We start from the raw sequence: 25,972 nt of genomic DNA on the forward strand, positions 1-25,972 counted from the left end.
CATGGGAGGAGGGAAATTATAATGAGATTAACGAAAGATGTCATACAAAAGCTCTTAGATATGAATGAAGGATTTGAGAAAACTACTGAAAACGTCAGTGGAAATTTCAGGGAAACGAATTACTATTTAATTAACGATGGAAAATTACTCGTACGTTCTGTGGGCAAGACATCATGGGCTGATAGCCGCTTTAATAAAAACACTATTGCGGATATAGACCAAGCCAGAAGAGTTTTAAAAAAGTTTATGGATGCACTAAAAACTGATGGAATCAAGTAGATAAATTCCAAGTTATCTTCTTAATTTTAAGTCTTATCTGAACTACCCAATAGAGACATAATCTATGTAGCACCAAAATTATTTTTTGCTACATATTTGGATTAAACCGTCTGCTGACAGACACTACCGCTAAGGCCGTCCGTCCAAATCGTTCCTAAGTTTGCTGAAAAGTATTCCGTAGAAACTTCGTGATTTCGTATCGCCCAACCCTAAACACTGTGATAAAATGGAAGTAGTCAGCATCTCCGACGAGTAGCCAACGGTTCCAAACGACGGAAAGTTCCGTTTGCTATTGTTTAAAAAGCTATTTGCGGGTAACAGAATACGGGGCGGAATTTGAAACTACTTATGTATAAGTAACACCATTAGAGGAGGTAGGAACTATGACTAAACAATTAACTAGTTTAGAGGCATTAGTGAAACAAGGATGGGTTGTTTCTGACTCTAAGGTTGCTACCAATGACAAAACTGGTGAAGCTGTAGTGATAGTTGGTAATAAGGTTTTAGGTCTAAGGCATAAAGCTCGTGAAGCCGTAGTGAGAGTTGATAAAGGGGCTCGTCGTCAGCGTTTTATGGACAAAAAGTTAGCCATGAAACCGTCTAGGGAGTACCTTACTCCAATTACTTTATTACAGAACGAGACTTCTGATAATGAATTATTCGAAATTGCCGATTATGCCTCTAAGGAATTGGCAAGGCTGACCTCACAATATAAGGGGGATACCTTGGAGTCAATGAAGGCATTGGTCGCGGTCCACATTGGGCATATGATCCTTTCTTTGAAAGATTACGATGCCATTCCTCCTCGGAATTTAGATGTAATTTTTATACCATTTGGGACAACCTTCAAGCAAATTGAACGTGATATTGAACAAGATATAATGCGAGGAGAGGAATAACCTGCCTAAAGCTGTCGTTCTTTATGGTCCTCCATCTATAGGTAAAAGCACTTTCCTTAGGGACGAGGTACGAAAATATCCAAATGCGCAGATCTGCAGCGTGGACAAAGATATCATTAATGGTCATTTCTTCATACCTCCACTAGTTAAAAATAATACTGAGCAATCTCCTACAACCCTGTTGTGGAAAACAACTTCATACTTGCTTGAAGAGGCCATCAAATATGAATGGATAGATGTGCTTACTTCTCAGGGACAGAAAGACCTTGTGGTTATTCTTCAGGGTGTAACCCTTGGAGGGGTACAGAATGACATTATGACTTTAAATAAAAGTGGATTTGATGTCACGGTGAAGCTTCTTGCCACAGACTCAATAGATCTTCTCAAATTCCGTATTGACGAGAGATCCCGCCAGCCCGGATCCATGGGGGCTCCATCAATGACAAGAAATCAATTAGAAGATATCTCTAAGACTTGTTACCAAGGTTTTGGTCAAATGCTAAATGGAAATGCCGGCCTTCAGAATATATCTTATGAAGCTTTTATAATTGGAGTTGGGAATGCAGCGACAATAGACAGTAAAACTCGGATTTATACGTCCCATTTTAGTCAAGGTGAGATATCTTTTAGTAGTAGTACCTTATCATTTGGTGATGTGGCAAGACCTGCGTTATCTCTACAAACGGCTTAGATAGGTTTCATCGTGTGAAAAGGGAAAGCCAGTGATGGCTTTCCCTTTTAAAATTATCTTCGATACGTAGTTGGTTGCGTCGATTGGGGCTTATTAAGGTACTGGAGCGGGCAGGGCTGATCAAACGCCAGCAGAAGCCAAATGGTGGAACCTGGCGATGCGCGCCGAGCCTCTCAAATATTTCCGGAAAAAATATAACATCCGAGATAAATAAAGCCATTTCTAAAGGTCTTTCCTGGTATACTAATTTACGAAGACAAGTATCAGATAGGAATTGTCCCTCATTGCGCTAACGGAGAACGTTAGTTTAAAGAGACAGCGACAGTCTAGGAGACTTTATTTTCTCGTCCTTTTCTGTCGCTGTTTCAATTTCTAGGTCAGTTTAAAACTTATTTTTGGAGTCTAAAGGTATGAAATTAGAAAAACCGCATGGTATTCTGTTAACAATCCTATTCTATCAAAAACAGGGAAAATTAACCAGAATTATGTTACAATCGTAGAGTTGTATAAATAAAGCTGGGGGTTGGATTATGAGTTTTAAAAAGAAAATGTTTTTTTTAGTTGGACTTATTACTTTATCAGTTGCTGTAGCTGGCTGCGGTGGATCAGCCAACGAGAGTATAGGGACTGGAAAAACTGATGAGATCGCAAAGAATGTGATTGCTGCAACTGAAACAGCTAATACAGATGCAGAAACTGTAAACACACCAGATCCGGCCCAAGAACAAGCCCTTTCTATAGCTCCTTTGATTACCAAAGCAGGAGGTCTTGGGGATACCAAGGAGGTTATCGAGCAAGTTCGGGGAGCCGATGAGAACGACAGTGAAGCAGGAATCAGCTCTTATCAGAACAATACTGTTCTCGTAATGTATTCAGAAGATGATGTGACGAAGAAAAATACAGCGAACAATGTAACCTTGTCGTTTGAAGCTACGGATTCGAAACATCGCACTGCAGAGGAAGCATTAAATGAGTATTCCTCAGTCATTCCAAGTGACGCTGTCAAGGTCAAAGAATATAAAGCTGACGAGGGCCGTGATGTCATTCAGTATGAGAGTAAAATCCTTTCAGATCGGTTAAAAGGATTTTATGATTTCGCTGGAATTCTTGATTCCGAATTAAAGCCTGGTACCTTCATTGTTATCTTGAAACACGATGATAGTGGTGTTTTCTCGGTTGTGGTAGCAGCAGGTAATAATCCATAAGATTAAGTTAATGTAAATAAATAATATAACAATACCGGGCTACCGACATTGGATAGATTCGGTTTTTATCTAAACTATCAGGAAACTATAGTTCAACCAGAACAGGGAGCAGGTCGTCGCGGCGCTGCTCCCTGTTCCATTGAAGTATCGGGCAGTTGACGTCAACAAATAAGAAAATCTGCGTAGGTTCGACAAATCTTTGAATGAGAATATTAATCAAATGGAGGATATACATAATAACTTAGGTAGAATTCAAAGATTGCCTTATAAGATATGGGATTATGAAACAGAGCAACATGTGAGGGATCTACGTAAAATTCAACTATTAGATGAGAGCATAAACAAAAGGTTTGAACCTATTATGTTTGGTGACGTCTTTGAGATTGAACCTTCAAAGGGGGCACGAAGGCAATATTAATATCTCAAGTTTGTGATCTAGTTATAAGAATATTAAAAAAGGGTGACACGGCGCCTAATCGAAATGAATCATTAGGAACACTTATTTTGCAATCTGATATAATTGGAAATGGAAATAATATGTATAGATGAAGTATAGGAAATGATGATATTTACTGGGACGTTAGGAGAAAAATGATTTCCCCTACTGAATTACTTGATTTCTGTACAACAAATGAGCATGGGAGCATTACTCTTGATTTTGGACTTTCATTAGAAAGAAAGTTTTCATGGAGTAATCATTACCACACATACATATATGTCTGAGTCAGTCAAAAATAAGAATGATCAATTTGCTAAGTTGAATAATGGAACAAATTATGTCTCTTATAATAATGGTGCTTTGTATGAAATGGACAAAAACGACAAAGGGGTTAAATTCAAAATTAAAAGAATTGGCCGATTGGATAGTAATGTTGCCAATCATGTTGTCAGTCTTTATATTAATGCTCAAACAAGAGTACCGCTCTTAATGGATCCATCTAAAGATTTGTTAGAGTTAAAAGAGAGGGAAGTGCATTATAAAGGTGCTAAAAAAGAGAACATTAAAATGTATTATTATAACAAAAATGCGTATCTTGATCTGCTCACTTTAGAATCTCAATTTGAAGAATTAGGTTTAGATCTCCAACAAGTCTTTAATCAATGTTTACAAAAATAAAAACTGATTTGAAGCCGGAATATTTTTTGCTAAACGACCTTTAGTTACGGCTGCGTCTTCGAGAAGTTCTACAAAATCAGCTGCACGTAGACTCGATTTGTAAAGCGAACAAACAGGAACCTTTGCTATATCGCAGTTGATGAAAGAGAGCGATAACATGACAGGAAGAAATGACCCATATCCTTGCGAAAGCGGGAAAAAGTATAAGCAGTGCTGTTTGCGCAAGCAGGCGGAAGATCAGACGATGCAGGCAAAGGGCAGGCATTTTTTGATCGGAAAGAAAAATTGATACATGATTTATATCTCTTTTTGGCGCAAAAGCAAGGCGGAACGTGAACCTTCGACAGTCAAAATAAAAAAATCTTCGATTCATCTTTAAGTCATTACAGAGACGGAGCCAGCAACATGTGGGCTTACTTCTTTCGTATCTATGATAACGGCCTGCGGGAGATAGAATGGTTTCTGCAGGAGAGGGGCCAATTCCACCTAAACAAATTTTCAAAAATACCAACTAATATGTTTTTGGTTTACAAATCACTGCTTCCCATTTCTTTTTATCGATAACTTCTTTTAGTTTTTTCTCTTTAGAGAGAAGCACCGTTATGAATGAGTCATAAACACTTAAGAATGCAAATTGCATTCCTTCATCTGTTAGTATTATCTCAGTTGGTGCTAATTCACATATCTCTTTAGCTGTGACATTATTAATGAGCAGCGTACCATCCTGATCTAAAATCGGGTCAGAATATATTATTGTATCAGCCCCCGAAGAACTAAATACATCAAGAATGTCCGAAATCAAAAATTCGGATATTTTGTCTTCTCGAGGATAATAAAGGTCTTTATGTAGATTGTTATTTAATAAGGCAGCTAAATCTGGGCGAGAAAACTCCTTCTTTAATGCTGAGATAGATGTCTTCAACGCCATAACGAGTTCTTCATAAGATTGTATTCCAGTATCTTGCATGACTTCTTTCCAAGGTTTAGGCCTACCAAGTTGAATGGACTCTTCTAAATCAGGATATACATGATCATATTCACTTCTAGCTTTTGAGTCAGTCCAACCTACAGGCATTTGGATAAAAGGGTTGAGTAATATTGCCGCTTCTGTAAACGGGTGAGGTAGTTGATCTAAGATTGGCTTTTCGTAACTAAACCATATATAGTTCATACAGTCCTCCTTCAAGTCACATCTGCCTAAAGTCTTATTAATAGGTGCAAGGCTTCTGATATAGTTTAATACTTCATGTAATTTACTCTTTTCCAACCATTGGGCAAATGGAGCATCGCCGAGTTCAAAACTATCATAAACGATCTTGGGAATATCAAAGCTCTCATAGGCATTTTGTCACCTGCGGAATGAAATCCGCTGCTTCCGGGTAGAACGAATTTTGAACATTACGCGCACGTCATTATCATTTAGGCGTCCCGGTGACTTTTCGGCGCGTGCTTTTCTGATGAACAGTCTGTTCCCAGAACCTGCCGATTCCTCCCGATTCACCTCTTTGATTATTGAGGGCAGGGCAGAAGCTTTGGATGACTTATGCATTCATTGGTTTATGGAGCATTATTTACAGGAACGCACACCCACGCAAGCTACTTTTCTAGTTGAGCAAGAATCTCTGTATACACATATTCCGTATATCATTCTTCGTTATGGGAAATCGGTTCAAGTTATAGAGCCGCAAAATCTAAAGAATAGACTGGTAGAGATTGCGTCAGAGTTAATGGAATATTACAAAGGTTAACAACTTCACTGACGGCAGTTGTCAGTGAAGTTGTTTTATGATGAGGATAACCGGTCCTTGCCGATGCAAGGCTGCTGTAACCAAACGAACTTTAGAAGGGGACCTGAACATGAATCGTACGGTTTATCTTTATGTGTTGGATACCATGTCCGATTGGGAAGTCGGTTATTTAACCGCTGAACTGAACTCTGGAAGATATTTCAGACCGGCACTGGCTCCAATAAAAATCGTCACCGTTGGAGTAGATCGAACGCCAATCACTACAATGGGCGGCTTGAAAATAGTGCCTGATATTAATGTGGATGAGTGCGCCATTAAAGGCATAGGGGCACTGGTTTTACCGGGCGGAAATACATGGTTAGAGGCTGTTCACGCACCTATACTGCAAATTGCCGAGAGATGTTTAAAGGAAGGGGTGGCAGTGGGAGCAATTTGCGGTGCTACCTTGGGACTTGCTCAAGCCGGAATGTTGGATTCACGTTGGCACACAAGCAATGATCTATCCTATCTTAAAATGATATGCCCTTCTTACTCGGGCCAAGAGTATTACAAAGCGGAAGCTGCTGTCACCGACGGGAAATTGATTACCGCAGCCGGAGTGGCTCCGTTGGAGTTTTCTGTTCATGTTCTAAAAGCGCTGGATGTATTCTCTCCAAAAACCTTAGATGCTTGGTATAGTCTTAATAAAACTCATAAACCCGAATTCTTCTACGAACTGATGAACTCGATCCAATAATCAGCTGTAGTCCTCAATCAATGCTATCCTGCCTTCTTTAATTTCAAATACGGACTTTCCTTTTAGCTGCAGGGTATCTCCAGCTTTTAATCCGTTGGGCAAATCGATGGCCAGTCTTCCTTCATAATCAATTTGCACTTCAGCCTGGTCACCGGAAGCCCTGTAAGCTGTAAGGGTCTGACGACGGCTGGAGAACATTTGGGAGGACTGTTCTGCCAATTCTCTGAACGCTTCTGTTCCTCTGGTGACGGTCTGAAGTTCGCCATTGGAGAAATTGCGGAACACAATATCCTTGTGCAACAGCTGAATCATCCCTTCGACATCGAAAGAATTGTAGGCCCTCACGTACTTCTCAATGATTCGTCGGATCTCTTCCGGACTCATCGGAACCCTCCTTAATCAGTTAATCATAAATAACAGCCTTGCCCTGCTCCCGCAGCCTTTGAAGAGAGGCCAGCATTTGATTGATTTGTTCTTCGGAATGTCTGTCCCAGGAGCCCAGCTCCGCTACAATTTTCAAGGGGGACTTCGACCGGTAGGAGCGTGTCGGGTTGCCGGAGAACTTCTTGTCGGTGACATTGGGATCGTTCTCGAATTCCCCTAAAGGCTCGACGATATAGATTCGTTCTTTGGAGGCGGTGGAAGCGGCGGCTAGTTCAGCCCCCCATTTCGCCGCCTCCAGGGTTGCGGTGAAATAGATATGATTGGATATTTTGTTCTGATAATTGGATAGGTGCAGCGGCTCCAGACAATCGCCGATCTTCAGTTCTGCTTTTGTCCCATGAAAAAAAGGCCCCCGGTCCAAGACCTCGGTCGGATGATTCATACGCGGTCCACCCTTTCTGTTCTGGATTTGTATCCACCAGTATAAGCGAGAAATCTCCAAAAGAGCAGTCTACAAATTCATTGGAAAAAACTTTATAATTAAAGTGAAGGAAGCAGGAACACGACCAGAGGCAATGGGGATGATCCATTGCTTTTTTTGTCTCATCAAAACTAAACTTTTAAAGGGTGTGACAGAATGTCGCTTGAAGTTGGGATTTGGAAGATTTCGGGGGGTGTGGAGCGTCTCTCATTCTCAAAAATGGAAACGGAAAATAAATTAGAAGAGGTTATTAATCGGGATATAAGGATTATTGATCCCGGTCTGCTTTTGATTGGCCGGCAAGTTTATACGGCCTATGGAAAAATAATAGATATGCTGGCAATCAATTCGGTTGGCGATTTGACTATCATCGAGTTAAAGAAAGATAGGACTCCGCGCGATGTCGTTGCACAAATTATTGATTATGCCTCATGGGTTCAAACGTTAGACTATGATCAAATTGCCTCAATTTACTCTACATATAACCCGGTCTGTCCATTTGAGCAGGCCTTTTATGATAAATTTCAGGCTCCCCCACCTGAGCGGATTAATGAAAACCATACGATGATCATTGTGTCGTCGGAAATTGACTTTGCAACCGAACGTATTATTCAATATCTTTCCTCCTCGTATGGTGTGCCTATAAATGCAGTCTTTTTTAAATATTTCAAGCAAAACGAGCATGAATATCTGGCACGTACTTGGTTAATCGATCCTTACCAGGTTGAAGCAAATGCAAGTAATATGCAAAAACCAAAGCCAGGCAATCAACCATGGAATGGCCATGATTTTTATGTGAGTCTGGGAGAAGGTGAATATAGAAACTGGGAAGATTGCATCCAATACGGCTTTGTATCTGCTGGTCAAGGCAGGTGGTACAGCAATACTCTTCAGCTTTTGAAGACAGGGTCCAGAATATTTGCATGTATTCCAAAGGTGGGATATGTCGGCGTAGGAATAGTGGAGGAACCTGTTGTTCCTGTTCGGGAATTCAAGGTGAGGTTAAGCTCCGGGGAAGAAAGACCGATTTTGGAGGTTCCGCTAAAAGCAAGGAGTATGGGGGAGAATTTGAACAACCCCGATCTTTGTGAGTATGTGGTTAGAGTAAAATGGGAAAAAACCGTCCCTCGGGAACAAGCTTTGTGGGAAAAAGGGATGTTCGCTAACCAAAATTCAGCTTGCAAGCTAAGAAACAAATTTACCCTAGAGAAACTGTCCGAGTTTTTTAGATTGGATGAGGAGCTCTGATGGAAATTTGCAGATGCTAGGAATTATACAGAATTTCCTGCTGCAAGTATCGCTGATTGTGGTTCTTATCTTTACCTACGAGTTATTCTTCGCGGAGCGGTTAACGGCAGGGCGGCGGGACAAGCTGGTGCTGTCCGCTCTTTTTGGTACGACCATCATCCTGACGATGATTTTTCCCATTCAACTTACCGGCGATATTCATGTGGATCTCCGCGTAGTGCCGTTGCTGCTGGGTACGTTGTACGGCGGAAGAAGGACCGGAGTGGCACTGGCGGGGATCATTATAGTGTGCAGGCTGCTGCTCGGCTTCGGCCCTGGGTTCTACACTACAACGTTCGCGCTTGCGGTCAGCATGCCGGCGGTGCTGTATTTCCAGCGACCTTTCATTGCGGCACCGAAGGGACGGAAGATTCGGATCGCGGTTCTGCTGTCGCTGCTGTACGGTCTGATGGGCAGCGGCTCCACGTTCGCTCTGAAGGGCACCTCGGCCGAGATGGTGCGTCTGCATCTGGTATATCTCCCGACTATTGTTGTCAGTGTCCTGTTCTCTGTAGTCTTTCGCGAAGCCATTCGCGGGATCGTCGAGAGGAACCGGCAGCTTCAGACCCAGGTCAAGGAGGCGGAAATTGCGTTTCTCCGGTCGCAGATCCGCCCTCATTTTCTGTATAACGCCCTGAATTCCATTGCCGAGCTGTGCGTGGACGAGCCGCGTAAGGCAGAGGCGCTGACTCTGGATCTTTCGCAGTATTTGCGCAGGAGCTTCGATTTCTCGCCACAGGACAGGAGAACCACGATCCGGCATGAGCTGGAGCTGGTTGAAGCCTATCTGAACATCGAGCAGGCGAGATTCGGGGACAAGCTGCATGTAGAATACGATATCCGGGCGAACCGGAGGAGCCTGATTCCGGTGCTTATGCTCCAGCCGATTGTAGAGAATGCCGTCATTCACGGCATCCGAAGTTCGGACCTGCCGGTCGGCAGGGTCCGGGTAAGCATTTGCGAGGGGAAGGATGGAGTCATTCGTTTCCGTGTAGCAGATAACGGCATCGGCATGTCGGAGGAACGCTTAGAGGAGGTACTGGCCAGGGGAACGGAAAGGCAGGACAGCGAGGGCGTCGGTCTGCGCAATATTAACCGGCGGCTGGAGCTGCTGTACGGTCGCCAGCTGCGGATTGAGAGCCAAGCGGGAGCGGGAACGACCGTGTCGTTCGATATTCCGGCGGAATCGTAGGTGAAGGGAGAGGGAGAGATGCCGCAAGCTATTATTGTTGATGACGAGGCCCTGTCGATCAGACGGCTGAAGCGGCTTCTGGAGGAGGAGGGGACCGTGGAAGTCAGCGAGACCTTCCTCGGGCCGAAGGACGTATGCGATTATGTGCGTGAGCATCCGGTGGAGGTTGCGTTTCTGGATATCGCGATGCCGGCGGAGAGCGGGATGAGTCTGTCGGAACGGCTGCACGCGATCCGGCCGTCGCTCGACATCGTCTTTATTACCGGTTACGACGAGTACGCGGTAGATGCCTTTGAGTTAAACGCGCTGGACTATCTGATGAAGCCGGTGACGGAACAGCGATTATCCAAGACGTTGGCCAAAATCAAACGGAAGCACGGTACAGCGCCCGTGCAAGCCGCAACGGACTCCGGCAGCCGCCTGGCGGTGGAAATGTCCGGGAACGGACCTTTGACGGAGCAGGAGCTGCGCGTCGTCCGGCTGATTGCCGACGGCTTGTCCAACAAAGAGATCGCCGGCCGGCTGCATATCGCGCCGGAGACCGTCAAATGGCATATCAAGAACGCGTACCGCAAGCTGGGCATCGGCAACCGGGTCCTGCTGCTGCGGCACGCCAAGGATAATGGCTGGCTGAACTGATTCTCCCCCGAGGGGTCCCCCCCTTTCGGGGGATTTTTATTTTTACATTTTACGAGTATATTCGACAATATCACTAACTAGACGAGGTGGAAGCATGAGAGGCAACAGGAAAAAATTCGGGATGTTCCTTAGCATCCTGTTAATCGGCGCGCTCCTGAGCGGATGCGTGTCAACAACCAGGGCGGTCCAGTTCAATATGGAGGCCCAGCTGCAGGATGGAGAACAACTATACATCCGGTTCGCGGACGGGACGACGGCAACATCCGCCGGCCAGGCGGATCAGGACGAGATTGTGATATCCAACCCCGAGAGGAAACAGATTGTCGGCGGCTTTATTACAGACGGGACCATGAGCTGGGTTGGGAATTATTCCTATGGATATTCCAACAATTCCGCCAATGTTTCTTCGATTTCCGAGGGGAAACCTGATTTTGCAGCCAGCTATGTTCAGCAAGACGCTGCGGTCCCTTATTCGGACGCTTCTTCCTTCGACGGCTACTCCGTAACGTTTACCGTGTACGGTGAACAGGAAGGAGAAATGCTGCCGGTTACCGGCAGAACGGAGGTGTTCGTGGAAGCGGAAGGCGCCGTGTTCCTGGATATGGATCCGAAGTCCGGCAATGGAGAAAAAGATACCGCCGATGGTGGAATGTCCTCCTATACGACGAACGGACAGGTTACCTTTGTAATCCGGCCGCCTGTAGAGACGTCCATAAAGGATCTGAAGCTGCGGGTCTGGTCGGGGCCGAAGCTGCTGTATACCGACGATGCCGCGGATTTGATGGGTCTAGAACTGTCCACGGGCAGCCTGGAGGAGGCTTTCCAGCCGGATGTCACCGAGTACAAGGCCGAAGTGCCTTACTCCACGACGCGTGTATCCGTCACGGCAGCGGTCTATAGCCCGGACGCTTCGTTGACGATCGGGGAGGCTGCCGCAGCGTCCGGTGCTCCGAGTGGCGAGATTCCCCTGAAGGTCGGCGAGAATCTAATTCCGGTAGCGGTTGCGCTGCCGGACGGAACCACAAAGACCTACACCGTTAACGTCCATCGCCAGAGTCTCATGAAAGGGCTCGGAACCGAGCAGCAACCGTATTTAATTACGGATGCCGAACAATTGAGCCGGATGAACCGCTATCTGAACCAGCCGGACGTGTATTTCAGGCTGGCGGCCGACATTGATCTGGAGGGGTATAACGGTCAATCCTTCTGGAAGCCGATTGGTACGGGGGAGGCGCCGTTCCAGGGCCATCTGGACGGCGGCGGGTTCACGATATCGAATCTTACCGTTGCACCTTACGAAGTCACCGGTCTGTTCGGCTATCTGGGAGAACATGCAGAGATCCGGGATGTCAAGCTGACAGGAGTTCAGGTCAATTCTATCAATGGTCTCGGCGGTGCACTGGCCGGAGTTAATGCAGGCACGATCACGGACAGCATGGCAGACGGCAGTGTAACCAGCAACACTCGCGCCGGCGGTCTGGTCGGATATAACAGCGCGGAGGCGGTTATCCAGCGCAGCTCTTCAAGTATAGACATTTGGGGCAATGACGGTGCGGGCGGCCTGGTCGCTGTCAATAATGGTCGTATTGAACAAAGCTGGTCTACTGGAAAGGTAAAAAGCAATAATGCAGCGGGCGGCCTGGTTGGTGAGAATACTGGTGCAATTATGAACAGCTATACATTTACCGATGTGATGGGTATAGATGTCGGCAGCATCGCCGGGTACAACAATGGCACCATTGAGACCAGCTATGCCGGCGGCAGTGTGACGGCCTCCGGCGATCGGGGCCGTGCTGCGGGAATTGCCGTATCGTCCGGGTACGGCAACGACACCGTGGAGAGCAGCTTTTATGACGCCGAGGTTGCCGTTAACGCATTGGCTTCTTCGTACGGGCGGACGACCGAAGAGATGAAGTCGGCGGCTCTGTACACGGAAGCCGGCTGGGATCTGGCCGAGGTCTGGACGATGGACTCCGCAGTCAATGAAGGCTACCCGGCGCTGCGGCCGGCTGTATCGCATGTCCTCTACAAGGCCGGCGGCGCAGACAGCGGGACGGTGCCGTCCGACTCGAATGACTACACATCCGGAAGCAATGCCGAAATTGCCGACAATACAGGCAAGCTCGCGAAGGAAGGTTACCGGTTCAACGGCTGGAATACGGATGAGGGCGGAAACGGCATGCATCTTGCACCCGGAGCGGAAGTGAAGGTCGGAGTCTCCGGTCTGGTCTTGTACGCGGAATGGGTACTCGACCAGACACCGGAGCTGCTGGCCGCGACAGCGGGAGAGTCGGGCGTGGCGCTGGAATGGTCGAAGGTTCCATATGCAACCGGCTATGAAGTGTACCGCAGCACGGAATCGGGCCATTATGAGCTTCCGGTCCACACAGCGGATGCCACGGTTGACCGCTGGACGGATACAGGGGTTACAAACGGAACGACCTATTATTATGTGATTAAGGCGATAAGCCCCGGCGGGGACAGCGAGAACTCGAACGAGAAGAGCGCGACGCCGGTCAAGAGTGAGGAACCGGGCAATCCGGGCGGCGAACCCGCGAACCCTGGCAATAATACCGGCAATCCTGGTGGCGACACCGGCAATCCTGGCGGAAACGAAGCGGGCAGTCCAAGCGTCAGTACGCCAGCTCCATCTGCCGGTACGCCGACAGCGGCTCCGGTGACAGCAGCTCCGGTGACAGCAGCGCCGAGCACGGCGGCTATCGAGCTGCAGGTGAACGGGAAGACCGTTCAGGGTGTGACGGTCTCCAGCACAGAGGCCGGCGGACGGAAGACGATGAAGGTGGCCATCAGCACGGCCGGAGCCCAGTCGCTTTTGGCTGCGGCAGAAACGGGCGACGTGATTACAATCCCGGTTGCGGGCGGAGCCGATGCGGTAATCCAGCAGTTGAGCGGATCATTCCTTAAAGGTCTGGCTGAGAAGAAGCTCACGCTTAAGCTCCAGACACCAGAAGCCTCCTTCTCGCTCCCGGCGCAAAAGCTGGATCTGGCTTCTCTATTGAAGAAGCTTGGAGCAGCGAGCGTCGAAGAATTGACGCTGGAGATCGAGGTTGCTTCTCCGGCTTCCGAGGGCCTAAGCCTTGCCGACAAGGCTGCTGCCCGCTACGGCTTCTCGCTGGTCGGTTCTCCGGTTGAATTCACGGTACGGGGCACGTCCGGCGGACAATCGGCGACCGTTGCTTCGTTCAATGCTTATCTGGAGCGGACCCTGGAGATTCCGAACGGTATTCATCCGAGCCGGATTGCAACAGCGGTCGTCGTCGAGCCGAACGGCTCGGTGCGTCAGGTGCCGACCAAACTCGTTGAAATCGGCGGAAAGTACCAGGCCGTCATCCAGAGCAGAACCAACAGCTTGTATGCATTGATTGAGAACAAGGCGGCCTTTACGGACATGGAAGGGCACTGGGCGAAGTCATCCGTAATCGATATGGCTTCCAGATTGGTTGTGGGCGGAGAAGGCGACGGTTCGTTCAGACCGAACCGTGAAGTAACCCGGGTAGAGTTCGCAGCGATGGTAGTGCGCGGACTGGGAATCAAGCCGGAAGACATCTCCGGCAGCCCCGCGTACCCGGATGTGACCCCGAATCATTGGTACTATGAAACGGTCGTATCGGCTTCCCGGGCCGGTCTGATCCATGGGATGGAAGACGGGAAGTTCCACCCGAACGACAAAATCACCCGGGAACAGGCCATGGTTATCCTTGCCCAGGCAATGGATCTGACCGGCTTGTCGGCGGATTCGCATGCAGTTGCCGGCTTGCAGGCATACACCGACGCTTCATCGGTCTCCGCTTGGGCGAAGGAAGCGGCTGCGAAGAATATCGGTGCCGGCGTGATTAGCGGCCGGAGCGCATCGAAGCTCGCTCCGCAAGCCGCGATGACACGCGCCGAAGCCGCAGCGATTATTCGCAAGCTGCTGGTCCAATCGGGCTTGATCTAAGAAGCGCGGATGAAGGAGCAAGAGGCGGTCCGAACGTCATGCTGATGACGGGAGGACGCCTCTTTTTTTGGCGTGATGGGCGACGGGGTATGCTATACTTTGATAGACCATCTACAGAAAGGTACAGGGATATGACAACGAATTTTTGGCGTGAGCTGCCGCGCCCCTTTTTCATTTTGGCGCCCATGGAAGATGTAACGGATGTGGTGTTTCGCCACGTGGTCAGCGCAGCGGGCAGACCGGATGTATTCTTTACGGAGTTCGCGAATACGGAGAGCTACTGTCACCCCGAGGGCAACCATGCGGTGCGCGGGCGTCTGACTTTTACAGCGGATGAACAGCCGATGGTGGCTCATATCTGGGGAGACAAGCCGGAATACTTCCGTCAGATGAGCATCGGGATGGCGAAGGAAGGCTTCCGGGGCATAGATCTGAATATGGGATGTCCGGTAGCGAACGTCGCCGAGAACGGAAAAGGAAGCGGGCTGATCTGCCGGCCGGACACGGCCGCCGATATCATTCAGGCTGCCAAAACCGGAGGTCTGCCGGTCAGCGTGAAGACCCGGCTCGGGTTCAGCAGCGTGGACGAATGGCGCGGCTGGCTGACCCACATTTTGAAGCAGGATATTGTGAACCTGTCCGTTCATCTGCGGACGAGAGAGGAAATGAGCAAGGTAGCAGCCCACTGGGAGCTGATTCCCGAGATCAAGAAGCTGCGGGATGAGGTAGCGCCGGATACGCTTCTGACGATTAACGGGGATATCCCGGACCGGGAGACGGGTCTGCGGCTCGCCGAGCAGTACGGAGTGGACGGCATTATGATCGGGCGCGGCATTTTTCAGAACCCGTTTGCCTTTGAGAAGGAGCCGAGGGACCACAGCAGCGAAGAACTGCTCGATCTGCTCCGGCTGCACCTGGATCTGCACGATCAGTATTCGGAGTCGGCGCAGCGGCCGTTCCGGCCGCTTCAGCGGTTCTTCAAAATCTATGTCCGCGGGTTCCGGGGGGCAAGCGAGCTTAGAAACAATATGATGAACACCAAATCGACAAGTGAAGTGCGCGCCCTGCTCCAAGAATTTGAGAATATGGCGCAGGAGGAGTCGGAAGAAATCGGGGATTAAACGCCCGTTCTTCCGCAGAAACACCGAAGGAGGCTGACATGTCCTGGAGCAAGCTGAAGCAGCAGTTGGAGAGCTTTCTCGCGCCCGCATTAAGCGGCAGGGTGGAGTACCGCGCGCCGGGCTACCGCTATTTGCCCGATAAATCGGGGATTTGTTATCTCTCCGTCGATAAGAAGAACATCCTCCTGATGAATGACAGGAACAGCGGAATCCGGTGGTATGAGTCCGAACTGGAGATCAAGAATGACCTCTCCGCCATCATGCCTGTTCGCGCAGAGGAGGTGGAGGCGGTCCGTCAGAGCAGCCAGGGAACGATCCCGGAGGATCGGCTGATTGTCATGGCCCGAGGCCGAAAGAGTTCGGAGCAGGCCAAAGCCATTTGGTCCGCGCAGGTTGCGCTCAGCAAATCCGATTTTATTAAGGAAGCCCATAAGTTCCTGACGACTTCGATCGAGGAGAGTCTGGAGAGCACGGAGATTCTGTCGAATATTCTGGCGCTCCTGGATCGAAGAGTAGGGAAGAAGCGGCTGATGAATCTGTCGGAACCGATGAAGCTGAAGCATCCGGGCGTGCAGTATTTCTATGAGCTGCGGCGTGCGACGATATAAACGGATGAATTGAACCGGGAAAGTCTCTAGCAGAGTGGTCTGCGCCAGATTGACTGAGCTGTGCATTTTGGAAGAACTATGATCAGTCTCCGAAAAGGCAGGCTGTGGCTTGAACAATCCAAGAAGGCGGTAGGAATGCTATGAAGTATGATTACTTAATCGTCGGTGCAGGACCTTTCGGCGCGGTGTTCGCGCACGAAGCGACGAAGCGCGGCCGTACCTGTCTGGTGATTGATAAACGTCCTCATATCGGAGGCAACATTTATACGGAACAGACGGAAGGGATTCAGGTTCACAAATATGGAGCGCATATTTTTCATACCAATGATAAAGAAGTGTGGGACTATGTGAATCAGCTGGCTATGTTCAACCGGTATACGAACTCGCCTATTGCGAATTTCAAGGGTGAGATGTATAACCTGCCGTTCAATATGAATACCTTCTACCGCTTATGGGGCGTGTCCGATCCGTCCGAAGCCGAAGCAATCATCGAGTCGCAGCGACTGAAAGGCGAGGAGCCGCAGAATCTGGAGGAACAGGCGCTTTCTCTTGTGGGACGCGATATCTACGAGAAGCTGATCAAAGGCTATACCGAGAAGCAATGGGGCCGCGCCTGCAAGGACCTGCCGGCCTTTATTATCAAGCGGCTTCCGGTCCGCTTCACATGGGACAACAATTATTTTAACGACCAGTATCAGGGAATTCCGGTCGGCGGCTATACGCCGATGATCGAGAAGCTGCTTGAAGGAAGCGAAGTCAGGCTGAATACGGACTATTTTGCCGAGAGAAAGTACTTCGACGGCCTGGCCGAGAAGACGGTCTACACGGGAATGCTGGATGAGTTCTACGGATACCAATTCGGACCGCTGGAGTACCGCACGCTGCGATTCGATACGGAGATTCTGGATAAGTCGAACTTTCAGGGCAACGCGGTCGTGAATTATACCGACGAAGAGACGCCGTTTACCCGCATCATCGAACATAAGCACTTTGAATTTGGCACCCAGCCCAAAACGGTCGTTACACGTGAATATTCCAAAGAATACGAACCGGGGGACGAGCCCTATTATCCGGTTAACGACTCCAGCAACAATGCCCGTTACCTGAATTACAAGGCGCTTGCCGAGCGGGAAGAGAACGTTATCTTTGGCGGAAGACTGGCCGAGTATAAATATTATGATATGTGGCAGATTGTCCGCAACGCGCTCGATCTGGCGAGAAGAGAGTTGGAGGGAGCTTGAATATCTCCTTGTTATCTAAGCAGGCAGCATCGACGAAGAAAGGAGAAATGGATGCTATGAAGATATGGGGTCATCGCGGAGCCTACTCCTCTGCCCCGGAGAATACACTGGAAGGATTTCAACGGGCTGTTGAAATGGGGGCGGACGGAGTAGAGCTGGATATACAGCTTACCAAGGATAAGGAAATCGTCGTCATTCACGACGAAACGGTTGATCGAACGAGCAATGGGCACGGATGGGTGAAGGATATGACACTCGCCGAGATCAAGAAGCTCAACTTCAATAAGAGCGGGCGGTCCAAGCCGTTGTTTATGGAAGTGCCTACGCTATCGGAAGTGCTGGAACTGCTGGAGCCAACAGGGCTGACCCTCAATATTGAGCTGAAGACAGGTCTGATTTATTATGAAGGAATTGAAGAATTGGCGCTGAAGCAAGTGCAGAAGCAGGGAATGGCAGAACGGATCGTATGGTCGTCATTCAACCATTACTCTATACAGCAAGTGAAGCGGCTTAATCCTTCCTCCAGGACGGCGCTGCTCTGCGGCGGAGAAATACTGGTTACTGCGGAGCAGTGCGAGAAGGTCGGAGCGGAAGCGCTCCATCCCTATGTAGCCATGCTGCGCCATCCGTTGCTAGCGGAAGACTGTCGCCGGCGGGGCGTACTGCTCCGTCCGTGGACGGTCACGCATGAAGATGATCTCAAGCTGGCCATGGAATTGGATGTTGATGCTGTTATGGTGAACAGAATTGACTGGGCAAAGGAAATCTCCGTTCTTTTAAGAGATTGAACTCTAGTTCCGCTTGTTCGGCTTGTAATGTTGGCTGACAACCTCTATTGGTAAGATAACTATAATCATTCTTTCCATGGCAGGGCCTTCGGCCGCTTGCTATACTCGGTTTATCTGAATCAAAGGGAGCGATGCAGGATGATAAGTCGGAAGGAACACACTCAAGCAGGGAATCGAAATAGCTAAGCTGCGGAAGCTGTATGGATACATATGAGGTGCTTCTGTGGTTTCCATACATGGAGGTTAGAGAATTGAGCAAAAACAATTGGGAAGCTTTCTTTGATGCACATGCCCCTCACTATATGAATAACGGCTTTACGAAGAACACTGTTTCGGAAGTGGACTTTGTCGTCGAAGAGCTGCAGCTTGCGCCGGGGAGTCGGGTGCTTGATATCGGCTGCGGTACAGGAAGACATGCGGTCGAGCTGGCCGGACGGGGGTACCGGGTTACCGGTGTGGATATTTCGTCGGGCATGCTGGCGGAAGCCCGCAGGAGAGCGGCGGAAGAGGAGGTGGAGGTGGAGTGGGTTCAGGCGGATGCGGCAGCCTATGTTCCTGCCCGAACCTTCGATGCGGTCATCTGTCTCTGCGAAGGGGCCTTTGGGCTGGTCGGCAGAGAAGAGGAGCCCATCGCCCACGACGCGGCCATTCTGGCCCACATTTCCGAAGGGCTGAAGCCCGGAGGACGGATGATCCTGACGACGCTGAATGCCTACGCCAGAATCCGGAGTCTGACCCAGGAGGATGTCGCTTCCGGCCGGTTCGATCCGGTGACGTTGGTGGAGCACTACGAGGACGAATGGGAGCTGCCGGAGGGAAAGAAGCGGGTCGAAGTGAAGGAACGCCGATATTTCCCTTTTGAACTGAAGGCGATGTTCGCCGAAGCAGGGTTGAAAGTGGAGAATATTTGGGGCGGCGCTCTGGGCGAATGGAGCAAGCGGCGGAGCATCGGTCTGGATGAGATCGAGATTATGGCCGTCGCCGTCAAGGAATAAAAGAACGGGGATTGCCGTCAAAGGCAATTCCCTTTTTTAATCAGCCGATCAGGCAAGCCTGCGGCTTTTTTTGTTATGATAGAAGGGAGCATAATTCGATTCATTGGGAGTGTAGGAACGGACGATGATTAAAAAAGAAATTGCCCATATTCGCAAGCAGTTCAAGCTGGACCACGAGATGCTGAAGCTGTATGACATTTTGAATGTGTACATCATGAAGGACAGCAGCGAAATCTACCATTTCGAGCGGCAGCCGTTCGCGATGCTGGACCGGGAGAAGCAGGAACTCTATATGGGGAACTTCAAGAAGCTGCTGACCGGCGAGCTGGATCAGAAGCTCTTCGAGCTGAAGTTCCAGGAGGCGGAGGAAGACGTCAAGGACCCGAGCCGGGTACTGCTTCATCAAGGGCTTGTTACCGGGGACCCGGATGAATGGCATGATCTGATGATGCTGCTTGTCGACAAAATGCTGGCAGACACCCGGTATGCCAAAGACATGGTGGTGACCTTTGTACGGGGACAGTATTTCCGGCCAACCAAGAAGCGCAGCGAGGAGTCGGAGGAGAGCGGCAAGGACGAGGTGTTCGCCAATCCCTTCATTCTCTGCAGCGTGAATTCGACCGAGGAGCAGCGGAAGTCGCTGATGTTCGACTATGTGGAGCGCGAGTTCAAGTACAATGTCATCGTGGACCCGATCATCAAGCTGAGCGCGCCGGAGCAAGGATTTTTTTATCCCAGCGTAACGGACGGCTATTCGGATGTGAATCGGGTGCTGTACTGCTCGGGCCGAGCCAATGAGCCGAACCCGCATTTTATCGATCAGATTTTGAATGCGGAGAAGACGGTGACGGCCCAGGAGGAACGGACGATCTTTGAGGAGATTGTGAAGGAAGTGGCCGGGGACCAGCTCGATGCGGCCACGATTGCCCAGGTATATGAGGAAATCCACCAGGTTATCGAATCTCACGAGAATGAGGAAGAGCCGCCGACGCTGGATTTTAAAGAGGTCGAGCGGGTGCTGAGTGTCAGCGGAGTGGAGAATGTAACCGAGGAGAAGGTGGAGCAGGCTTTCCGAACGGTTGTGGATGACCGGAACTACGAGATCAAAGCCAACAGCGTGCTGCCGAAGTTCACTTCAAAGTCGATCAAGATCAACACCAAAGTAGCGACCATCTCGGTCAGCCCGCAGGATCTGAAATATGTGAAGCAGGTCAATTACCAAGGAAAGCGGTGCATCCTGATCGAGATTGACGAGGACGCCGTCATTGAAGGGTTCACGCTGAATACGGAGACGTTGTAGAAAGGGATCGGGGAACCCAATGGGTTCCTCGTTTTTTTGTGGAGGAGCAAAGACCGGGGTCTTAAGATCAAGATACTAAGAATAGGAGAAATACAGAATGCTTAATAGATTAATTTCTTTATTTGCCAAAAGGGATATCGTTCCGAGCCGAAGTGTGCCTAAGAATCGCTCAGCGGTATCACGCCCAAAAATAGAATCCACCTGTGCAACAAACTGCGCAAAATTACCACGATAAGTAAAAAATGCAGGGGATTCACCTTTAATTTGTTAAGTGTTTTGAAAGCGGTTACCTTCTATAATTTTCCTGAAAGGAGGCGAGGGGCGAACATACCGTTTCTTTTAAGGAGACGGAAGGCAGGCCTATAAGAATCGGCGCGTACGAACGTATTCCACGGATGGTGAATGCATCATCCTAAAAAATCAGGAGGCGAATTCGGATGAAGATCACAAAGAAAATCTCGGCATTGCTTATGGCGGTAACGGTAAGTTGTACAAGCCTGTTTGCTGCAAGCGCTTATGCTGCGACGGACTATTGGCAGAACTGGACGGACGGCGGCGGAACGGTCAATGCAACGAACGGCTCCGGCGGCAATTACAGCGTGAACTGGAAGGACACCGGCAACTTCGTCGTCGGCAAGGGCTGGAACGCCGGCTCGCCGACCCGGGTGGTCAATTACAACGCCGGTGTTTTTGCTCCGTCGGGCAATGCCTATCTGACTTTATACGGATGGACCCGCAACTCGCTGATCGAATATTACGTGGTGGATAACTGGGGAACCTACCGGCCGACCGGAACCTACAAAGGCAGTGTGACCAGCGACGGCGGCACCTATGACATCTACACCGCAACGCGTTACAATGCTCCGTCCATTGACGGAACGGCCACGTTCACCCAGTTCTGGAGCGTGCGGCAGTCCAAGCGCTCGATCGGAACGAACAATACCATTACGTTCGGCAATCATGTCAATGCCTGGAAGAACGTGGGCATGTATCCGGGCAGCAGCTGGGTCTACCAGATTGTAGCGACTGAAGGCTACCAGAGCAGCGGCAGCTCGAACGTTACGGTGTGGTAAAATAGCCCTCCCGCCGGCGCAGAGCGGCTGACCGCTTGGAGCTGGCCATGAGGGAGCGGCAAGTACCGCTCTCCATGAAGCGGATAAGGCTGAACGGGTCCACTGCCGTCGGCCTTATCTGTTCCCGGGAGTGGCGGAGAGATAGACTCAGAAGGAGAGACGGTATGAGAACAAGGCTGCTAGTCCTGCTGATCGGACTGTCGATGGTCATCTCCGCCTGTTCGGACGGGAATGCGGCGTCATCTTCGCCGCCTGGGCAGTCCGCCCGGCCGGAGAACAGCGCCCGGCCTGCGAACGGTTCGGACGCCTCCAATCATTCGGCGGAACCGGGCAGTTCAGAGGTGCCCGGCCATTCGGCCGTTCCGGACCATCTGGATTCAACGGAGAGTTCGGCCCGCGCCGATAAGGCCTCCGGCCTGGTGTTCATCCAGGGAGGAGCCGTGCGCAGCACCCGCACCGCTGAAGCCGACACGCGGAAGGAAGTCGCAAGCTTCTACATCGGAAAGTACGAGGTTACCCAACAAGAGTGGACAGAAGTAATGGGGAACAACCCCTCCCAGTTCCGGGGAGACCGGCTGCCGGTCGAAGAAATCAGCTGGTATGATGCGGTTGAATACTGCAACAAGCGAAGCCTGAAGGAAGGCTATACACCGGTATACAGGATCGACAAATCGAAGCCCGATCCCGGCAACAAGAACGATCATGATCCCGTGAAATGGAAAGTTACGATCAAGGAAGGCGCCAACGGCTACCGGCTGCCGACCGAGGCGGAGTGGGAGTATGCCGCCGGAGGCGGACAGCAGAGCCGGGATGATCTCTACAGCGGAAGCGGCAATGCCGAAGACGTCGCCTGGTACTGGAGGAACGCCGGAGACAAGCCGCTGACGGGAGACTGGAACTGGCCGTTGATCGAGAGCAATCATAACCGGACCCATCCGGTCGGCAGCAAGAAGCCGAATGAACTTGGCCTCTACGACATGTCCGGCAACGTCAGAGAATGGTGCTGGAACTGGTATGAGAACCCGGAAGGCGATACCGGCAGCCTGAAGATCGTCAAGGGCGGCGGCTGGATCGGAGACGTGGTGAGCAGCGAGATTGCCTACCGGGGCAAATTCGAAGCGAGCGGCCTGGGACCGGACCAGGGACTGCGGGTGGCCAGGAGCGAATGAAGCCCCGCTACAGCGGCAGCAGGCAATTCGGTAAGCCCGCAGGCAGGCGGCGGAGCGCTCTGCGCGATCAGCACCCGGCAAAAGATTCCCCGGCCTTGGCGGCCGGGCTTTTTGCATGCACCTTAAATCCGCATAGGGCAGCGGCCCTTCCGCACAGGACCGAAGGCGGCCTGCCCGCTCCCTATGCTATAATGGACGGGCGAAGCAAGATACCAACAACCGGGAGTGAAGACCAACAAATGAGAGGCTATAATATCTGGCGGCCGCTGATGGTCATTATTGTGGCGCTGCTGATGCGGAATCTGGTAACCGGTATCGGCACAGCATTCGGCATGGGCGCGGAAGCGGCGGCCGGGCTTGGCATGGTTGCGGCGATTTTGTCTGCGCTGTTCATGTATACCCAATATACAAAACGGAACCGAAAGTAGAGAAAGAGCCCGTAGTGAACGGCAAGGGAGAGGAGAGAGAACTTGTACAACACGTATATTTTTGACCTGTATGGCACGTTGATTGACATTCGGACCGATGAGGACGACCCGAGGCTGTGGGAGACGCTGAGTGTCCATTTCCGGTACAAGGGGATGGAGATTACCGGTCCCGCGCTGCAGAAGCGGGCAGCCGAGGAGACGGAGCGGCAGCTGGCGGCTCTGCGGTCAGGCTGCGAATATCCCGACTTTGTGCTGGAGAAAGTTTTGGAAGCGGTTGCTGACGGGCTTGGCGTCAAAGTCAGCGCAGGCTGGCTGAACGAGACGGTGCGGTGGTTCCGTACGCTCTCGATGCGTCATCTGGCCCTGTACGACGGCGTAGAGGAGGTGCTGACCGCTCTGCGCAGCCAAGGGAAGAAGATCTACCTGCTGTCGAACGGGCAGAAGACGTTCATTGAAGCGGAGCTGGGCGCGCTGGGCATTCTCGGCCAGTTCGATGGCATTGCGATTTCGTCGGAAGCGGGGCTGAGCAAGCCCGATCCGCTGTTCTACCGCTATTTGCAGCGTACATACGGAGCGGATCTTACCTCAGCGCTGATGGTCGGCAACGACCCGCGCACCGATCTGGAGGGGGCGCGAAGAGCCGGCATCGACGGTTGTTACCTTCATACCGAGAGCTCTCCCCGGGGAATGGAGGTAACGAGCGCTTATCAGATCTGGGACGGGGATATTCGCCGGATACCGGGCTGGCGGTAAGCCGGAGGAGGGCTGTACTGCAAGGTCTCCCGGGCTATGGGAGTTGAGGCAAGTGGAAGCTGGTGCAAGACCGCCCGATGTGTTTATTAATGGGCTAAGAGCGGATGTCCTGCCGGATAGGCCGGCTCGTCTAAGGCTACACTAAGCGCAAGTCAGCCCGGAAGGCCAAGGAGGAATTCCCATGAAGGAAGAATCGAGAGAACCGAGCTACGGAAGCGATTATCACCGGATTCCCGCGACCTCGATCACCAGCGGTACCGGGGTGGAGGTTGCGCAGGACCTGTACGGCTATACCGTTGGGATTGTTAATGTTGCGCTGGTCGGCCGTCCCGGCGGCCCCGGCTATGTGCTGGTGGACGCGGGCATGCCGGGTTCGGCGGATTCCATTGTGGAAGCGGCGGAAGAGCGGTTCGGCAAAGGCAGCCGCCCGGATGCGATCGTGCTGACGCACGGACATTTTGACCATGTAGGTGCGATTGTGGAATTGCTGGAGCGCTGGGATGTGCCGGTGTACGCGCACCCGCTGGAGCTGCCTTTCTTAACGGGCGAAGAGAGCTATCCCGAACCGGACCCGAGCGTCGAGGGCGGGATTCTGGCCAAAATTTCCTCGGTCTTCCCCAACGAACCGATTCAACTGGGCAGCCGGATCCAGGCGCTTCCGGAAGACGGGACAGTGCCCCATCTTCCGGGCTTTCGCTGGATTCATACCCCCGGCCATGCGCCGGGGCAGGTCGCGCTGTTCCGGGAAGCTGACCGGGCGCTGATCGCCGGCGACGCTTTTATTACCGTAAGGCAGGATTCGCTGTACAAGGTGCTGGTCCAGAAGACCGAGGTGTGCGGTCCGCCGCGGTATTTTACGACCGACTGGAAGGCAGCCCGTGAATCGGCGCTGCGGCTGGCGGCGCTGCGGCCAGCGATGGCCATCACGGGGCACGGCCGGCCGATGGCCGGCGAAGAGCTGGCGGAAGGGTTGGAGCGGCTTACGCGCACGTTTGATCAGACGGCGGTGCCGGATCACGGCAAATACGTGTAGCAAAGGCTGACGGCGGGCAGCCGGAGAGCGGGCGAAAAGCGGGCGGAGAGCCGGGGTCCGGCTCCCGGAGGGCAACGGAACAGGAAGACGGAGAGGCAGGACTCTCCGTCTTTTTTTGCTGCCGGGAAAGGGCGGGTTGCACAGACAGGTGCAGATCGGCTACAATACTGAATATTCGTTCAGTATTCGAGGGGGAAGAACGCTTGAACAAGAAACAGCAGCAGACCGAGGAGACCCGCCGGAAGATTGCCGCAGCTGCGCGCCCGCTGTTCATCCAGAAAGGCTACAATAGGACCGCGATTGACGACATTGTCAAGGCGACGGGATGCAGCGCGGGGAATATCTATTACCATTTCAAGAGCAAGGAGGGGCTCTTCCTGTATCTGATTGAAGAATGGGATACGGAATGGGAAGAAGTCTGGCGAAGCAAGGAGGCCGATTACCCCACCGTTGCCGGGAAGCTGTACGGGCTGGCGGAGCATATGGCGATGCAGCAGATGAATCATCCGCTGACGAAGGCCGTCGATGAATTTTATAACAACACCGTCAAGGAATCGCACGCCGAGGAGCGAATCCGGGAGATGGTCAACGGCTACCTGAACTTTAACCGGAACCTGCTGCAGCAGGGGATGGACAGCGGTGAATTCGCCCCCCGCGATGCAGCGCGGCTCGCCGTCATCCTCGACAGTCTGCTGTACGGCCTCAGTCTTCATACCCGGGAGATGGGGCAGGAAGAAGCGCTGGCCGCCTATCGGCTGGCCATCGATGTCTTTATAAGCGGTGTAGCCGGGGACTAGGATGGGTCTGTATGGATCTAGAACGATCATTCAGTATTCTAAATACGATG

At 51.1% G+C, this 25,972-nt stretch carries 26 protein-coding genes; 23 read left to right on the plus strand and 3 right to left on the minus strand.

Annotated elements, in window-relative coordinates; genetic code table 11:
- Positions 1 to 21: 21 nt before the first annotated feature.
- The 6 genes from RBI05_RS11555 to RBI05_RS19310 all read left to right on the plus strand — a co-directional run bounded on the left by RBI05_RS11555 (position 22) and on the right by RBI05_RS19310 (position 4,480).
- Complete coding sequence (locus RBI05_RS11555; RefSeq protein WP_150459724.1) at positions 22 to 279, plus strand: hypothetical protein; 258 nt, start codon at positions 22 to 24, stop codon at positions 277 to 279.
- Between the two features lie 383 nt (positions 280 to 662).
- Positions 663 to 1,178 (plus strand): hypothetical protein, encoded by a 516-nt coding sequence (locus tag RBI05_RS11560; RefSeq protein ID WP_150459723.1) that lies wholly within the window; start codon positions 663 to 665, stop codon positions 1,176 to 1,178.
- 100 nt (positions 1,179 to 1,278) lie between these two features.
- On the plus strand, positions 1,279 to 1,869 hold the full coding sequence (locus tag RBI05_RS11565; RefSeq protein WP_150459722.1) for a hypothetical protein: 591 nt from the start codon (positions 1,279 to 1,281) through the stop codon (positions 1,867 to 1,869).
- 530 nt (positions 1,870 to 2,399) lie between these two features.
- A complete protein-coding gene (locus RBI05_RS11570; RefSeq protein ID WP_310551220.1) occupies positions 2,400 to 3,074 on the plus strand; it encodes a hypothetical protein in 675 nt (224 codons plus the stop codon).
- Positions 3,075 to 3,882: 808 nt separating this feature from the next.
- Positions 3,883 to 4,191, plus strand: a complete 309-nt coding sequence (locus RBI05_RS11575) for a hypothetical protein (RefSeq protein WP_150457914.1) — start codon at positions 3,883 to 3,885, stop codon at positions 4,189 to 4,191.
- 157 nt (positions 4,192 to 4,348) lie between these two features.
- Entirely contained in the window at positions 4,349 to 4,480 is a 132-nt protein-coding gene (locus RBI05_RS19310; protein ID WP_408638327.1) for an SEC-C metal-binding domain-containing protein, read from the plus strand.
- 222 nt (positions 4,481 to 4,702) lie between these two features.
- Here RBI05_RS19310 and RBI05_RS11580 read toward each other — a convergent pair whose 3' ends face one another.
- A complete protein-coding gene (locus tag RBI05_RS11580; protein ID WP_150457916.1) occupies positions 4,703 to 5,362 on the minus strand; it encodes a DUF2711 family protein in 660 nt (219 codons plus the stop codon).
- A 686-nt stretch (positions 5,363 to 6,048) separates the two neighbouring features.
- Between RBI05_RS11580 and RBI05_RS11590 the strand changes: the two genes are divergently transcribed.
- Entirely contained in the window at positions 6,049 to 6,675 is a 627-nt protein-coding gene (locus RBI05_RS11590; protein ID WP_310551221.1) for a type 1 glutamine amidotransferase family protein, read from the plus strand.
- Here RBI05_RS11590 and RBI05_RS11595 read toward each other — a convergent pair whose 3' ends face one another.
- A complete protein-coding gene (locus tag RBI05_RS11595) occupies positions 6,676 to 7,059 on the minus strand; it encodes a nuclear transport factor 2 family protein (RefSeq protein ID WP_310551222.1) in 384 nt (127 codons plus the stop codon).
- Positions 7,060 to 7,078: 19 nt separating this feature from the next.
- Positions 7,079 to 7,501, minus strand: a complete 423-nt coding sequence (gene arr / locus RBI05_RS11600) for an NAD(+)--rifampin ADP-ribosyltransferase (RefSeq protein WP_310551223.1) — start codon at positions 7,499 to 7,501, stop codon at positions 7,079 to 7,081.
- Positions 7,502 to 7,696: 195 nt separating this feature from the next.
- Here arr and RBI05_RS11605 point away from each other — a divergent pair, with 195 nt between their 5' ends.
- The 16 genes from RBI05_RS11605 (at position 7,697) to RBI05_RS11680 (ending at position 25,922) form a co-directional block, all read left to right on the plus strand.
- A complete protein-coding gene (locus RBI05_RS11605; protein ID WP_310551224.1) occupies positions 7,697 to 8,788 on the plus strand; it encodes an endonuclease NucS domain-containing protein in 1,092 nt (363 codons plus the stop codon).
- Positions 8,789 to 8,801: 13 nt separating this feature from the next.
- Positions 8,802 to 10,019 carry a sensor histidine kinase gene (locus tag RBI05_RS11610; RefSeq protein WP_310551225.1) on the plus strand — a complete coding sequence of 406 codons (1,218 nt, stop codon included), beginning with the start codon at positions 8,802 to 8,804 and terminating at the stop codon, positions 10,017 to 10,019.
- A gap of 18 nt (positions 10,020 to 10,037) precedes the next feature.
- Positions 10,038 to 10,658 (plus strand): response regulator transcription factor, encoded by a 621-nt coding sequence (locus RBI05_RS11615; RefSeq protein WP_310551226.1) that lies wholly within the window; start codon positions 10,038 to 10,040, stop codon positions 10,656 to 10,658.
- A gap of 121 nt (positions 10,659 to 10,779) precedes the next feature.
- Positions 10,780 to 14,616, plus strand: a complete 3,837-nt coding sequence (locus tag RBI05_RS11620; RefSeq protein WP_310551227.1) for an S-layer homology domain-containing protein — start codon at positions 10,780 to 10,782, stop codon at positions 14,614 to 14,616.
- 131 nt (positions 14,617 to 14,747) lie between these two features.
- On the plus strand, positions 14,748 to 15,737 hold the full coding sequence (locus RBI05_RS11625; protein ID WP_310551228.1) for a tRNA dihydrouridine synthase: 990 nt from the start codon (positions 14,748 to 14,750) through the stop codon (positions 15,735 to 15,737).
- A 38-nt stretch (positions 15,738 to 15,775) separates the two neighbouring features.
- On the plus strand, positions 15,776 to 16,345 hold the full coding sequence (locus RBI05_RS11630; RefSeq protein WP_310551229.1) for an SF0329 family protein: 570 nt from the start codon (positions 15,776 to 15,778) through the stop codon (positions 16,343 to 16,345).
- Positions 16,346 to 16,485: 140 nt separating this feature from the next.
- The gene (gene glf, locus RBI05_RS11635; RefSeq protein ID WP_310551230.1) at positions 16,486 to 17,586 is read left to right on the plus strand and encodes a UDP-galactopyranose mutase; all 1,101 of its coding nucleotides are present in this window, start codon (positions 16,486 to 16,488) and stop codon (positions 17,584 to 17,586) included.
- Positions 17,583 to 18,374 (plus strand): glycerophosphodiester phosphodiesterase, encoded by a 792-nt coding sequence (locus tag RBI05_RS11640; protein ID WP_310551231.1) that lies wholly within the window; start codon positions 17,583 to 17,585, stop codon positions 18,372 to 18,374. The genes glf and RBI05_RS11640 overlap by 4 nt, the downstream gene beginning before the upstream one ends.
- A gap of 251 nt (positions 18,375 to 18,625) precedes the next feature.
- Entirely contained in the window at positions 18,626 to 19,369 is a 744-nt protein-coding gene (locus RBI05_RS11645) for a class I SAM-dependent methyltransferase (protein ID WP_310551232.1), read from the plus strand.
- A gap of 124 nt (positions 19,370 to 19,493) precedes the next feature.
- On the plus strand, positions 19,494 to 20,669 hold the full coding sequence (locus RBI05_RS11650) for a DUF4317 domain-containing protein (RefSeq protein WP_150457928.1): 1,176 nt from the start codon (positions 19,494 to 19,496) through the stop codon (positions 20,667 to 20,669).
- A 437-nt stretch (positions 20,670 to 21,106) separates the two neighbouring features.
- Positions 21,107 to 21,742, plus strand: coding sequence for a glycoside hydrolase family 11 protein (locus RBI05_RS11655; protein ID WP_310551233.1), 636 nt, complete (start codon positions 21,107 to 21,109; stop codon positions 21,740 to 21,742).
- Positions 21,743 to 21,906: 164 nt separating this feature from the next.
- Positions 21,907 to 22,911: a formylglycine-generating enzyme family protein gene (locus RBI05_RS11660; RefSeq protein ID WP_310551234.1), complete on the plus strand. Its 1,005-nt coding sequence runs from the start codon at positions 21,907 to 21,909 to the stop codon at positions 22,909 to 22,911.
- A gap of 239 nt (positions 22,912 to 23,150) precedes the next feature.
- Positions 23,151 to 23,339, plus strand: coding sequence for a hypothetical protein (locus RBI05_RS11665; RefSeq protein WP_310551235.1), 189 nt, complete (start codon positions 23,151 to 23,153; stop codon positions 23,337 to 23,339).
- Between the two features lie 42 nt (positions 23,340 to 23,381).
- On the plus strand, positions 23,382 to 24,092 hold the full coding sequence (locus tag RBI05_RS11670; protein WP_310551236.1) for an HAD family hydrolase: 711 nt from the start codon (positions 23,382 to 23,384) through the stop codon (positions 24,090 to 24,092).
- 181 nt (positions 24,093 to 24,273) lie between these two features.
- Complete coding sequence (locus RBI05_RS11675) at positions 24,274 to 25,125, plus strand: MBL fold metallo-hydrolase (protein ID WP_310551237.1); 852 nt, start codon at positions 24,274 to 24,276, stop codon at positions 25,123 to 25,125.
- A 203-nt stretch (positions 25,126 to 25,328) separates the two neighbouring features.
- The gene (locus RBI05_RS11680; RefSeq protein ID WP_310551238.1) at positions 25,329 to 25,922 is read left to right on the plus strand and encodes a TetR/AcrR family transcriptional regulator; all 594 of its coding nucleotides are present in this window, start codon (positions 25,329 to 25,331) and stop codon (positions 25,920 to 25,922) included.
- Positions 25,923 to 25,972 lie beyond the last annotated feature (50 nt).

The sequence above is a fragment of the Paenibacillus glufosinatiresistens genome, assembly GCF_031470375.1.
In the GTDB taxonomy this organism is placed as follows: Bacteria; Bacillota; Bacilli; order Paenibacillales; family Paenibacillaceae; genus Paenibacillus_AQ; species Paenibacillus_AQ glufosinatiresistens.